The 12,638-nt window shown below is 36.4% G+C and carries 13 protein-coding genes; 11 read left to right on the top strand and 2 right to left on the bottom strand.

The genetic code is table 11. The features are described 5' to 3' along the window. Position 1: 1 nt before the first annotated feature. From ACULEU_RS11985 to ACULEU_RS11940, 10 genes are all read left to right on the top strand, one after another. Complete coding sequence (locus ACULEU_RS11985) at positions 2-901, top strand: hypothetical protein (RefSeq protein WP_445452810.1); 900 nt, start codon at positions 2-4, stop codon at positions 899-901. A gap of 20 nt (positions 902-921) precedes the next feature. After that, positions 922-1,383 (top strand): YHS domain-containing (seleno)protein, encoded by a 462-nt coding sequence (locus ACULEU_RS11980; RefSeq protein WP_445452809.1) that lies wholly within the window; start codon positions 922-924, stop codon positions 1,381-1,383. Positions 1,384-1,398: 15 nt separating this feature from the next. Then, positions 1,399-1,788: a DoxX family protein gene (locus ACULEU_RS11975; RefSeq protein WP_445452808.1), complete on the top strand. Its 390-nt coding sequence runs from the start codon at positions 1,399-1,401 to the stop codon at positions 1,786-1,788. Positions 1,789-1,829: 41 nt separating this feature from the next. Continuing rightward, positions 1,830-2,318 (top strand): DinB family protein, encoded by a 489-nt coding sequence (locus ACULEU_RS11970; RefSeq protein WP_445452807.1) that lies wholly within the window; start codon positions 1,830-1,832, stop codon positions 2,316-2,318. After that, positions 2,306-3,016, top strand: coding sequence for an NRDE family protein (locus tag ACULEU_RS11965; RefSeq protein WP_445452806.1), 711 nt, complete (start codon positions 2,306-2,308; stop codon positions 3,014-3,016). The genes ACULEU_RS11970 and ACULEU_RS11965 overlap by 13 nt, the downstream gene beginning before the upstream one ends. Positions 3,017-3,042: 26 nt before the next feature. After that, entirely contained in the window at positions 3,043-4,077 is a 1,035-nt protein-coding gene (locus tag ACULEU_RS11960; RefSeq protein ID WP_445452805.1) for a D-alanine--D-alanine ligase, read from the top strand. Continuing rightward, complete coding sequence (locus ACULEU_RS11955; protein ID WP_445452804.1) at positions 4,077-4,712, top strand: hypothetical protein; 636 nt, start codon at positions 4,077-4,079, stop codon at positions 4,710-4,712. The genes ACULEU_RS11960 and ACULEU_RS11955 overlap by 1 nt, the downstream gene beginning before the upstream one ends. Before the next feature lie 94 nt (positions 4,713-4,806). Then, on the top strand, positions 4,807-5,490 hold the full coding sequence (locus ACULEU_RS11950; protein ID WP_445454853.1) for an SDR family NAD(P)-dependent oxidoreductase: 684 nt from the start codon (positions 4,807-4,809) through the stop codon (positions 5,488-5,490). 50 nt (positions 5,491-5,540) lie between these two features. Then, a complete protein-coding gene (locus ACULEU_RS11945) occupies positions 5,541-6,143 on the top strand; it encodes a SprT-like domain-containing protein (protein WP_445452803.1) in 603 nt (200 codons plus the stop codon). Between the two features lie 138 nt (positions 6,144-6,281). Further along, positions 6,282-7,343 carry a mannose-1-phosphate guanylyltransferase gene (locus ACULEU_RS11940; protein ID WP_445452802.1) on the top strand — a complete coding sequence of 354 codons (1,062 nt, stop codon included), beginning with the start codon at positions 6,282-6,284 and terminating at the stop codon, positions 7,341-7,343. A 30-nt stretch (positions 7,344-7,373) separates the two neighbouring features. Here ACULEU_RS11940 and ACULEU_RS11935 read toward each other — a convergent pair whose 3' ends face one another. Together ACULEU_RS11935 and ACULEU_RS11930 are read right to left on the bottom strand one after the other, a co-directional pair. Further along, positions 7,374-8,138: an ABC transporter ATP-binding protein gene (locus ACULEU_RS11935; protein WP_445452801.1), complete on the bottom strand. Its 765-nt coding sequence runs from the start codon at positions 8,136-8,138 to the stop codon at positions 7,374-7,376. Continuing rightward, on the bottom strand, positions 8,138-8,884 hold the full coding sequence (locus ACULEU_RS11930; RefSeq protein WP_445454852.1) for an MlaE family ABC transporter permease: 747 nt from the start codon (positions 8,882-8,884) through the stop codon (positions 8,138-8,140). Before ACULEU_RS11930 ends, ACULEU_RS11935 begins: the two co-directional genes overlap by 1 nt. 93 nt (positions 8,885-8,977) lie before the next feature. On the opposite strand from ACULEU_RS11930, the gene ACULEU_RS11925 reads away from it, so the two are divergent. After that, the gene (locus ACULEU_RS11925) at positions 8,978-12,613 is read left to right on the top strand and encodes a DUF7619 domain-containing protein (RefSeq protein ID WP_445452800.1); all 3,636 of its coding nucleotides are present in this window, start codon (positions 8,978-8,980) and stop codon (positions 12,611-12,613) included. The last annotated feature ends 25 nt before the right edge of the window (positions 12,614-12,638 follow it).

Genomic DNA, 12,638 nt, shown 5'->3' with positions numbered 1-12,638 from the left:
GATGAAAAAGATACTTTTATTTTTTGGCCTATTGTTATCGGTAAATAATTCGTTTTCTCAGGGTTGTAGCGATGCCGGAATTTGTTCCATTAATCACGGATTTGACGCTGATGCAAAACAGTTTAAAAATACGCTTGAGTTGGCTTCCATTTACAGTTTGGGCGATGCCGACGTGGCCTATTTTTCACCTTATGTTTCGTATACCAAGCGATTTTCAGAACGCTTTTCTTTTACAGCGAAGGTCACTTTTTCTGCTGCTAATGGGAGTTTTGGTACCAGAAGTCAGTTTGGAGATTCGTTCTTAATCGGAAATTACACTTTCAAAGAAAAGGATAAAAAACAATGGAGTGTTTTAACTGGATTCAAGTTTCCTTTTACAGCTTCCAATCTTAAAATTAATGGCTATTCGTTGCCTTTGGATTATCAGTCGAGTTTGGGAACCATAGATTTATTTTTGGGAACCAATTTTCGTTATCATAAATGGGATTTTAATGCAGCGATTCAGCTACCCATTGTGAATCTCAATAAGAATTCCTATTTCCGAGAATATGCAGGCACTGATGTTTTTCCGTCAACCAATTTATTCGAAAGAAAACCGGATGCTTTGCTCAGAGCCACGTATTCGATAAAGACACCCAATCAAAAATTTACTTTCAAACCGAATGTGCTCTTTATTTATCATTTAGGAAATGACAGTTATGCGAATATTTTTGGACAAAGAGAAAGCATCATAGGCTCAGAAGGACTAACCGTAAACGGTAATCTTATAACCTCATACAATCTCACAAAACAAAGCAGTTTAGAGCTTTCATTGGCTACTCCTTTTGTAGTTCGAGAGGTTCGTCCGGATGGTTTAACCCGCAGTTTTGTCTTAGGATTATACTATCAATATTCATTTTAAAATAAAACAACAACACAATCATGAAAAAATTATCAATTATCCTATTCGTTACTTTAGTATCAGTAACCACTTTTGCTCAAACGGCAACAAAGCGAGTAAAAGAATTCAATTTGGAAAGTAAAGTTGCCATTCAGGGATACGATCCATTGGCTTATTTTACGCAAAAAAAGGCAGTTAAAGGCAAGTCCACTATTGCTGCTAGTTTTGAAGGAGTTACCTATTATTTTTCGACAACAGCAAACAAAGACGCTTTTGTAAAAAATCCAGTGGCTTACGAACCACAATATGGAGGTTGGTGCGCTTATGCTATGGGTGCCAATGGAGAGAAAGTTGAAATTAACCCGGAAACTTTTAAAATTGTGGATGGAAAATTGAATTTATACTACAATGCGTTTTTTAATAACACGCTTAAAAGTTGGAACAAAGATGAGGTCAACTTAAAGAATAAGGCCGACGCCAATTGGAAAAAAATCATCAACTAATACATAAAACTAAAAATGAAAAGTCCAATATTATTGTGGATTGTCAAGCTTGTAGCCGTTGTAATCCTTGTTCAAACCTTATTTTTCAAATTTTCAGGAGCTGAAGAAAGCGTCTTTATTTTTACCAAATTAGGTATTGAACCTTATGGCAGAATTGGCTCTGGAGTTGTAGAGCTTATTGCTTCTATTTTGATTTTAATTCCCAGAACCACGCTAGTTGGCGCTTTATTGGGTTTAGGAACGATGTTAGGAGCCATTTTTTCGCATTTATTTGTGTTAGGAATTGAAGTAAAAAATGATGGCGGAGAGTTATTTACTTTGGCAATAATTACGTTACTTTGTTGTGCGTTTTTAATTTTTCATAATAAAAATAAAATACCCGATTTACTTCGGTTTAAAATCTAAAACGTACTTTAATTCGTAATTGATAAGAAATAGTTTCCTATATGCTCATACCTTCTTTACATAAAACATTAAATGAATTGGTTTTATTGTTAAACCAGCTTTCAGATGATGATTTTACCACTCCTTGCAAAGGATTAAGCAACGCCACAATTGGTGAGCATACCCGTCACATCATTGAAATGTTTCAGTGTTTGGAAAATCAATACGAAAGCGGCATCGTTAATTATGACAAAAGAAACCGCAATTTCCAGATTCAGTCCGAAACAGCATTTGCCCTGCAATGCCTATATGATATCAAAAATCAATTAGAGAAAGAAAATAAAAAAGTTATATTGGAACAAATTGTTGACGGAGAAGAATTGCATATTGAAAGTAATTATTTTAGAGAATTGCTTTATAATTTGGAACACTGTATTCATCATCAGGCTTTGATTAAAGTAGCCGTTTTACAACTAGAACATTTACAAATTGATGAGGATTTTGGCGTAGCGCGTTCCACTATAGAATATCGAAAGCAATGTGCACAGTAAGTTTTGTTAATGCCAATGGCAAAATAATCATTACATCTAATCGGGATGAAAAAATACTCAGACCCAATGCCGTTGAACCTCAAAGTTATTGTATCAACAACAAGAACATTATTTTTCCCAAAGACAATAAAGCCGGTGGTACTTGGTTTGCCATCAATGAAGAGGCAACAGTTTTAGTTTTATTAAACGGAGCCGAAGAAAAGCATCAAGTACAAGAAATTTACCGGAAAAGTCGTGGACTCATTGTACTCGATTTAATCAGTAGCCATTCGGTTCTTGCCGAATGGGATGCTATCGATTTAAACAACATTGAGCCTTTTACACTTGTCCTTTTTGAAAATGGGAAACTCTATCAATTGCGTTGGAATGAAATCTGTAAAAGCAAACTCGAACTTGATATTGAAAAAAATCATATTTGGTCGTCATCGACTTTGTATTCGGCAACAATCCGAGCCGAAAGAGCACAATGGTTTTACACTTTTTTGGATGTCAAGCAGGAAGTGAATGAACAAGAATTGTTTAATTTCCACCGCTATACTGAAACAGAAAATACGCAACACGGTTTAGTGATTAACCGAAATAATACGCTTAAAACACTTAGCATTACACAAGCTGTAATCGAAAAAAATAAAGTTGCCATTCATTACAATGATTTGATTGCGGAACGGGATTTTTCCAATACTTTTATGTCGATTTGATAAAATCCTAAATCCCAAATAATAAATTGAAACTCTTCCTTCACAAATTGTTCCATTGGGAGTATTGGCCTTTCGAATTGGTCTATATTCCGATTTATTTTTTATGGGCTTATTATGCACTGAAAGCACGTACGATTTTCTTCTTTAATGCCTGCAATCCAACAATGACCAACGGAGGTTTTGTAATGGACAGTAAGATGGAGATTTATGATTTGATTCCGAAACAGTTTTATCCGGAAACCCGATTTGTAAAAGAAAAAATGCCGTTCTCAGAGATTGTCAGTTTACTCGAAAACACGAACATAACTTTTCCTTTAATAGCAAAACCAGACATTGGTTTAAGAGGCTCTGCAGTAAAAAAAATAGAAAATATTGAGGAACTTAAATCCTATCACAGCAAAGCCAATTTTGATTATTTGTTGCAGAATTTGATTCCATTTGAAAACGAAGTCGGTATTTTCTATGTTCGTTTTCCGAATGAAAAACACGGCAGGATTACCGGAATTGTTGCCAAAGAATTTCTGATTGTGATAGGCGATGGAACATCCACAATTGAAGGTTTAGTAAAAGCCAATCCAAGATACGAGTTTCAATTAAAAGCTTTGGAAAGAGAATATGGTAAGGAATTAAAAACTGTTTTAAAGCAAGGTGAAAAGAAAAATTTGGTTCCGTATGGTAATCATGCTCGTGGAGCGAAATTCTTAGATTACAGTCATTTAATTTCTCCCAAATTAACCCAAGTAATAGACGATATGTGTCTCCAGATTCCGGAATTTTATTTTGGCAGAATGGATGTCATGTACAACACTTGGGCCGAATTAGAACAAGGCAAAAACTTCTCGATAGTCGAATTAAATGGTGCTGCGAGCGAACCAACGCACATTTATGATCCAAAGCATTCGTTATTTTTTGCATGGAAAGAATTGGCGCGACACATCCGTTATATGTTCCAAATAAGTGTTGCCAACCACAAACGAGGATTTCCGTATTTGTCGCACAAAGATGGAATGAAGCAATACCGTTTGCATTTGGAACAGAGCAACAAAATCGTGAATTTTTAATGCAAAACCTTAAAAACATAGGTGTCGGTTTTTTGATAAGCTTCATCGGATCTATTCCGTTGGGATATCTTAATGTTGTTGGGTTTGACATTTATTCGCAGAAGGGAATTTGGCCTGCGGTTTATTATTTGTTGGGTATCATTTTGGTGGAGGCCTTTGTGATTTATTTTACGCTCATTTTTGCCCACAAACTTGCTGCAAATAAAAAGCTGACGCAATACATCGAAGGGTTTTCGGTGCTTTTTCTTTTTCTTTTAGCGTATGTTTTTTATGCTAGTGCTACAGATGAAAGTTCCAACAAAACGGTTTTTGCCAACATCGGAACCAATTATTTTTTAGCAGGATTATTTTTGAGCGCGGTGAATTTCATTCAACTTCCGTTTTGGACCGGTTGGAATTTGTATTTACTCAATGGAAATTATATTGATATTGTTCATTCAAGGAAATACTTTTATGTTTTTGGAACCGTCTTAGGAACTTTTTGTGGGATGCTGGCTTTAATTCTATCATTGCATTTTATTTCACTTGAAATCGAATTTTTTAAAATTTTCTTGTTCCAATCGATTATTCCACTTGTTTTTATAGTGTTTGGAGTGCTTCAAGCGGTAAAGTTTTACAGAAAGTATTACCGATAAATTTCCAACGAAGCATTTCAACTTTTAGTATATTTACAAGACTTAAATTTGAAAATGAAATCGAAGATTCACGAACACCAAAAACAATTTTAAAATTGTGAGTAAAAACATCATCATCACAGGAACTTCACGCGGAATTGGCTATGAATTGGCTTTACAGTTTGCTAATGCAGGCCATCAGGTTTTAGCGGTATCACGTAAAGCTTCGCCGGAATTATTAGGCAATCCAAATATTAGTTGTCTTTCAGTCGATGTATCCAAAGAATCGGATTTAGCTATTGTTGAAGATTTTCTATTGCAAACCTGGAAGAAGGTAGACATCATCATTCACAACGCCGGAAGTTTGGTTAACAAACCTTTTTCGCAAACCACTCAGGAAGATTTTGAAAACGTATATAAAGTCAATGTTTTTGGTGTTGCCAATCTCACCCGAATTTGCCTTCCCTATTTACAAAAAGGAAGTCATGTAGTCGCTATTAGTTCTATTGGAGGCATTCAAGGAAGTGTTAAATTTGCCGGACTTTCAGCCTACAGTTCTAGTAAAGGCGCCGTAATTACGTTGTTTGAACTTTTGGCAGAAGAATACAAAGAGCAAGGCATTGCATTCAATACCTTAGCCTTAGGAGCTGTTAACACCGAAATGCTGCAAGAAGCTTTTCCAGGTTATTTGGCTCCAATATCAGCAAAGGAAATGGCGGATTATATCTTTAATTTTGCCTTAACCGGAAATAAATATCACAACGGTAAAATAATTCAGGTTTCATCAAGTACACCATAAATGATGTTAGTTGATACTGTCAACCGACAACTGACAACCGACAACCAAAAATGAGCGAAGTCTTATCCAAATATTTGCCCGAACATGCTGTCATTCCTTGCTTCGAATTAATCAAGGAAAATAATGTGCATCTCAAAATCGTAAACGAACGCCAAACACGTCATGGCGATTACCGACGCGCTGTTGGAGGTAAACACGAAATCACTGTCAATGCCAATCTTAATAAATACCGATTCTTAATCACGTTGGTACACGAAATTGCGCATTTGGTAGCCTATGAAAAATTTGGACGTTTGATAAAACCGCACGGTAATGAATGGAAAATCACCTTTCAACGCCTTATGGTGTCGTTTATTCGTCCTGAGATTTTTCCGCACTCGGTTTTGCCGTTAGTCGCCAATCATTTTAGAAATCCAACAGCGAGCAGTGATACCGACGCCCGGTTAGCTTTTGCTCTGAAACAATTTGATGAAAGAAAGCCCGATGTCAATTTCATTCACGAAGTCCCAAGCGGTAGCTTATTCCGAATCAAAAATGGAAGGGTATTTCAAAAGAAAGGCTTACGTGTAAAGCGCTATGAATGTTTGGAAGTTAAAACCGGAAGATTGTATTTATTCAATGCCAATGCTGAGGTCGAAATTTTACCAGGTTGATTTTTTATCATTTTGTTAATAGAGAAATTACGTTAAAGCAATTGATTCCTATTTATTATAAATATATTTGTAATCCTTATAAAATACATTCGTGTATTTGTGGTAAAAAAATAGCTCTGAACTAAATTCAGTACTCAAATGAATAAAAATTATTACGCAATATTAATGGCTGGTGGCGTTGGCTCCCGATTTTGGCCAGTAAGTACCGCCGATTTTCCGAAGCAATTCCACGACATGTTGGGTTCGGGTGATACCTTGATACAAAAAACTTTCAGTCGATTGTCAAAATTGATTCCCATTGAAAATATTCTGATATTGACTAACGAACGCTATAATGATTTGGTTTTAGAACAACTGCCGTTGGTAAAACAAGAGCAAGTGTTGTTAGAGCCGGCGATGCGAAATACAGCGCCTTGCATTTTATATGCTTCTTTAAAAATTCAAAAACAGAATCCTGATGCCGTTATGGTTGTAGCACCAAGCGACCATTGGATTGAAGACGAAGACGAATTTTCTAGGAATTTGCAACAGTGTTTTGACTTCTGTCAAAAGGAAAACGCACTTATGACTTTGGGTATTCAACCCACATTTCCGAATACAGGTTTTGGGTATATCGAATTTAACAAAGCCGATAGCAATCCGATTAAGAAAGTCAATCAGTTTCGGGAAAAACCAAATTATGAAACCGCTAAAGCATTTTTAGAAGCTGGTAATTTCCTATGGAATGGTGGAATTTTCATTTGGAGTGTAGCCTCCATTACAGAAGCTTTTGAAAAGTTTCAGCCACAAATGAATGCTTTATTTCAGCAAGGTATCGACAGTTACAATACTGGTGACGAAAAGGAATTCATTCATCAAAATTATCAAAATGCGGAGAATGTTTCTATTGATTATGCTGTGATGGAAAAAGCAGACAATGTTTATGTACTTCCTGCTACTTTTGATTGGAACGATTTGGGGACTTGGGGACAACTGCATGAAAAGTTAGAAAAAGATGCCAATAACAATGGTATTATCAATGCAAAAGTTGTTATGGAAAATGCCTCAAACAATATCGTCCGTTCAGACGCTGATAAGCTAATAGTGATCGATGGTTTAAATGATTATATCATTGTTGATAAAGAAGGTATTTTACTCATTTACCCTAAAAGCAAAGAGCAAGATATTAAACGAATTACGGCATTAGCCAACGAATTATAAAAAGAAAAAGGAGCAAATTTTGCTCCTTTTTTATTCTTCCTTATTCTGTGCTTTTCTGATTTTTTTGAAAAGATTGGACGAATAAACAAAATCGACTACGGCTTCATTGTCCGTTTTGAAAATCTCTTTTTTGCTGCCTTCCCATGCCAGAATGCCTTCTTTTAAAAACACAATTTTTTCGCCAATTTCCATAACCGAGTTCATATCATGGGTATTGATTACTGTTGTAATGTTGTATTCTTGTGTGATTTCATGAATCAAATTGTCAATGATAATGGCGGTTTTTGGGTCTAATCCCGAATTGGGTTCGTCACAAAAAAGATATTTAGGATTATTTACAATGGCACGAGCAATAGCCACCCGTTTTTGCATTCCGCCCGAAAGTTCCGAGGGTTTTTTAAGATTAGCATTTTGAAGATTTACCCTGTTGATTACAAAATTGGCGCGTTCTTTTATCTCTGCAGCCGATTTGGTCGTGAACATTTTCAATGGAAACCCTACATTTTCTTCAACGGTCATACTGTCAAATAAAGCACTTCCTTGGAACACCATTCCAATTTCGGTACGCAATTCTCTCTTTTCGGCATCCGTGAGTTCTGTGTATATTCTACCATCAAAAGCAATTGTTCCGGTATCAGGCGTATGAATTCCAAGTAAACTTTTCAGCAATACTGTTTTCCCAGAACCACTTTGTCCAATAATAAGATTGGTTTTCCCGGTTTCAAAAGTGGTGGTGATTCCTTTTAAAACTTTGGTTTCGCCAAACGATTTTTCTACATTTTTTACTTCTATCATTAGGTCAAAAGCAATTGGGTTAATATATAATTTACTAAAATGATAGTCACGGAGGTCCACACAAACGAAACCGTACTTGCCTTACCCACTTCTAAGGCGCCGCCTTTCATATAAAACCCATGAAACGATGGAATTGTTGCTAAAAGTAGAGCAAAGACAAAAGTCTTGATGAAAGCATAAGTAATGTGAAACGGTATAAATTCCATTTGAAGACCGCTTATAAAATCGGTACTGTTCCCAAAACCACCGTAAACACTGGCGATAAATCCACCTGTAATTCCGAGAAACATGGCAATTCCAATGACAAAAGGGTAGAGTAGTAGTGCAATTAATTTTGGAAAAACCAAATAATTCAACGAGTTTACTCCCATTACTTCTAATGCATCAATTTGCTCCGTAACCCTCATGGTTCCTATACTTGAGGTAATAAACGAACCCATTTTTCCCGCCATGATAATTGATATGAATGTGGGTGCGAATTCCAGAATTATAGATTGTCTTGTGGCAAATCCAATAAGGTATTTCGGAATCAAGGGATTGGTCAGGTTTAAGGCAGTTTGTATGGCTACAACACCACCGACAAAAAACGAAATGAAGGCTACAATTCCAAGAGAATCAATAATTAAATCGTCAATTTCTTTGAAAATTAAGGTTCGCATTACCGACCATTTTGTTGGCTTTCTGAAAATTTCAGCCAACATCAAAAAGTACCTTCCGATTTGCGATAAATAACGAATGAGCATCATGATTTTTAAAATAATGTCAAAAGTAACGAGAAGTTGTGAGTTATGAGTTATGGGTTGGATTGTTTTTTTATATTTGCTCAAATTCAATATTTTATGAAGAAGATTTACTTGCTTTTATTGCTTTTTGTTTTTGTCGCAGGATTTGGGCAGAATTTTAATTCTTCAGACCGAGATCCTAGCTTTAATGCATTCAATACGCCACTAAACAACCATTTTGTTGATACGGATGTTACACAAAGCCAAGTTTTGTCTGATGGGAAGATTATGGTGTTAAAAAGGCAAAAGGAAATCGTAAAATTGAATGGGAACCTAAAAGATCCAGGCTTCACAGTCGGAAGATTTTTAGACAATCAAGGCAGTACTGCCATATTGCAAACTTTTGCTGAACAGACAGATGGGAAAATCCTTGTTGGGGGAAATTTTAAATCCTATAACGGACAAATCCGTTACCGATTGGTCCGACTTAATACTGACGGAAGCCTTGATACAAGTTTTAATGCGCCTCTTGGCCAACTGGGAAGTTATGGCGTATTGAAAATAGTTCTGCAGCCCAATGGAAAAATTATCATAATTGGAGACACTCAACCAAATTCCTCAAGTTATTATAACAATTTGGCCAGATTGAATAGTGATGGCACAATTGACACCAGTTTTGTTATTCCTATTAATTACAGATTTGATAATGTCCTGCTTCAGCCAGACGGCAAATTAATTGTAAACCATAACACGAATAACGATTTTTATTCAGATTTAAATAAACTGTCAAGAATGAATGCTAATGGTTCTTTGGATACCAGCTTTACAACAGTTACTTTTAGCACTTATGTTGGCGATATTGTCGACCTCCGTAAACTTTGCCTGCAGACTGACGGGAAAATACTGATTAGTGGCTATTTCACAGGATGTAGTTCTGTTTCGAGGAAAGATATGGTACGGCTTAATGCAGATGGAACTGTGGATACTTCTTTTACACCAGGTTCCGGCCCTACTTATTCAAGTCCTAATTACGGTTTTAACAGGATATGGGACATTGTTGTACAGCCAGACAATAAGATTCTGATTGCCGGAAATTTTACCACCTTTAATGGAGCTGCCAGGCAAAAGATTGCCAGGTTAAATCAAGATGGAACTGCCGATCTTTCATTTGCAGACGTGTCGATGTTTTTGAATATTGATGCAGTGAGATCAATTTCATTGTTTGCTGATGGGAAAATCCTGGCTTCAGGAGACTTATCACAAAACAAAAAAAATTCCAATTATATAGCTAAGATTAATCCCGATGGAACAAGGGATACGAGTTACAATAATTTTGAAGTAGGTTTTTTTAACAGCCCGGTAAATGCTGTTTTGGAAACACCTGACGGAAAGATTCTTGTGGGTGGCGATTTCCATTCGTATAACGGGACAAGGTGCGTCAGCTTTACCCGGTTAAATCAGGATGGAACTATTGATAACACATTAACTTTCGGAGGTTTAGGCGGATTTGACAATGCTAATCTGTCCAACATAACGGCAATAGCACAACGACCTGATGGAAAGATTTACCTAGGAGGAACATTTACTCAATATAACGGTGTAATTGCCAGAAGCATCATAAGGATAAATACTGATGGAACTTTGGATACGACTTTCAGTGCCGGTACTGGTTTTGATTTTGGTTACGCCTATCCAGGAACTATCAATTCTATAGTAGTCAAACCTACTGGAGGTATTTTGGTTACAGGGACTTTTGGCACTTATCAAGGAAATAATTGCGTTGGAGTCGCTACCATTTCTGATAGCGGATCCGGTTTTAATTACAGCAACAGCACAATTTCATACAGTGTAAGGGCTATAAAATATCAACCTGATGGTAAATTACTGGTTGGGATAACCGGAGTTAAACGTTACAATGCCGGAACAAATACGTTGGACAGCTCATTTACTTTCGATTCCACCATTGCTTTCAACCCGACTATAAGTACTATAGAATTACAAACAGACGGTAAGGTTCTGATTCAGGGTAGTTTTACCATAGCTGGAGTTGAAAAAAGTTTAATCAGGCTTTTAAGCAATGGTACCATCGATCCAACATTTAATTTCGCAGGGCAAAGCAGCACCTATAAAGTGGCAAACGTTACTTTGACACCCGATCAGAAGTTATTGGTTTTTATTTATGATTCAAATACTTATATAAATAAAGTTTTGAGGCTTAACAATGATGGTTCGATTGATACTTCTTTTACGCAACAAAATTATGATTATGAAGAATATTACCAGTCTACACCACAATTTAAAATTACCAGTAATGGCAAAATTTTGGTATATGGGAGATTATTCAGCTATCAGGGCAAACCAGCAAGAGGCTTAATCCGTCTTATGGGTGAAAATTATTTCTTCATTCAGGGACAGAACAGGCTGGATGCCAATACCAATGGGTGCGACGCCAGCGACGCCTTATTCCCGGATTTGAAATACCATGTTACAGACAGCAGCGGCTTAAATAATTACGATTTTATCGCCAATACTACAGGGAATTACAACATTGCCATGGTAGCCGGAAATTACACTGTTACACCGGTTTTCGAAAACCCAACTTATTTTACAGCGTCGCCGTCTAGCATTCCGGTAACTTTTCCGTCTCAGACAACTCCGCAATTACAGAATTTCTGTATTATCCCGGTTGGTAATCATCCCGATTTGGAAGTGTCGGTTATTCCGGTAAACGTTGCCCGACCAGGGTTTGATGCCAAATACAAAATCATTTATAAGAACAAAGGAAACCAGATACAATCGGGCACATTAAATTTGGCTTACGATGACAGTTTAATGGATTTGGTTTCGGCAACACCTACTGCTTCAACTCAGGCTGCAAATAACCTCTACTGGAATTTTTCCAATTTAAATCCATTGGAAACTAGGGAAATTGTAGTAACACTGAACTTAAATTCACCAACCGATACGCCACCTTTAACTGCTGATAATTTGTTGTCGTACACATCCGAAATCACATCTGCTTTGACAGACGAAATGCCTTCGGATAATACGTTTATCCTGAATCAGCAAGTTGTAAATTCGTATGATCCGAACGATAAAACATGTCTGGAAGGCGCATCAATAGCAACTACAAAAGTGGGTGATTACGTGCACTATTTAATTCGTTTTGAAAATACAGGAAGTTATCTTGCCGAGAATATTACCGTGAAAGATGTAATTGATACCGCTAAATTTGATATTGCCACTTTGGAACCAACAAATGGCAGCCACTTATTCATAACAAAGATTCTGAACGGCAACAAGGTTGAATTCTTTTTTGAAAATATAAACCTCCCGTTTGAGGATAATACCAATGACGGCTATGTTGCTTTCAAAATAAAAACGAAATCCACTTTGGTATTAGGCGATACTTTCAGCAATTCTGCCGCAATCTATTTTGACTATAACTATCCTATTTTTACCAATACAACCGTTACAGCGGTTCAAAATCCTTTAGGAACTACTGATGTTTCTTTTGAAAGCTATTTTGTAATATATCCTAATCCGGCAACTACTATTTTGAATATTGAGAAAAAAGCGGACGTTGAAATGAAAGCTATCAGTATTTATAATACTTTAGGACAGCTCGTTTTAGCTATTCCCAATGCCTATGGAATACAAAACATAGACGTTTCTCCTTTAAAAACCGGAAATTACATTATAAAAATCAAGACAGATAAAGGAACAATCAACACTAAATTTTTAAAGAAATAAATTTGTAAAGCCTCACCATTCGGTG

Source organism: Flavobacterium sp. 25HG05S-40 (genome assembly GCF_052654735.1).
The sequence above is the reverse complement of the archived record's forward strand: the minus strand, read 5'-3'. Positions and strand labels throughout refer to the sequence as shown.

Excerpts from the sequence above, each read along its gene's own strand:
- ACULEU_RS11985 (WP_445452810.1), top strand. The coding sequence starts at position 2 with ATGAAAAAGATACTTTTATTTTTTGGCCTATTGTTATCGGTAAATAAT.
- ACULEU_RS11980 (WP_445452809.1), top strand. The coding sequence starts at position 922 with ATGAAAAAATTATCAATTATCCTATTCGTTACTTTAGTATCAGTAACC.
- ACULEU_RS11975 (WP_445452808.1), top strand. The coding sequence starts at position 1,399 with ATGAAAAGTCCAATATTATTGTGGATTGTCAAGCTTGTAGCCGTTGTA.
- ACULEU_RS11970 (WP_445452807.1), top strand. The coding sequence starts at position 1,830 with ATGCTCATACCTTCTTTACATAAAACATTAAATGAATTGGTTTTATTG.
- ACULEU_RS11965 (WP_445452806.1), top strand. The coding sequence starts at position 2,306 with ATGTGCACAGTAAGTTTTGTTAATGCCAATGGCAAAATAATCATTACA.
- ACULEU_RS11955 (WP_445452804.1), top strand. The coding sequence starts at position 4,077 with ATGCAAAACCTTAAAAACATAGGTGTCGGTTTTTTGATAAGCTTCATC.
- ACULEU_RS11945 (WP_445452803.1), top strand. The coding sequence starts at position 5,541 with ATGAGCGAAGTCTTATCCAAATATTTGCCCGAACATGCTGTCATTCCT.
- ACULEU_RS11940 (WP_445452802.1), top strand. The coding sequence starts at position 6,282 with ATGAATAAAAATTATTACGCAATATTAATGGCTGGTGGCGTTGGCTCC.
- ACULEU_RS11935 (WP_445452801.1), bottom strand. The coding sequence starts at position 8,138 with ATGATAGAAGTAAAAAATGTAGAAAAATCGTTTGGCGAAACCAAAGTT.
- ACULEU_RS11930 (WP_445454852.1), bottom strand. The coding sequence starts at position 8,884 with ATGATGCTCATTCGTTATTTATCGCAAATCGGAAGGTACTTTTTGATG.
- ACULEU_RS11925 (WP_445452800.1), top strand. The coding sequence starts at position 8,978 with ATGAAGAAGATTTACTTGCTTTTATTGCTTTTTGTTTTTGTCGCAGGA.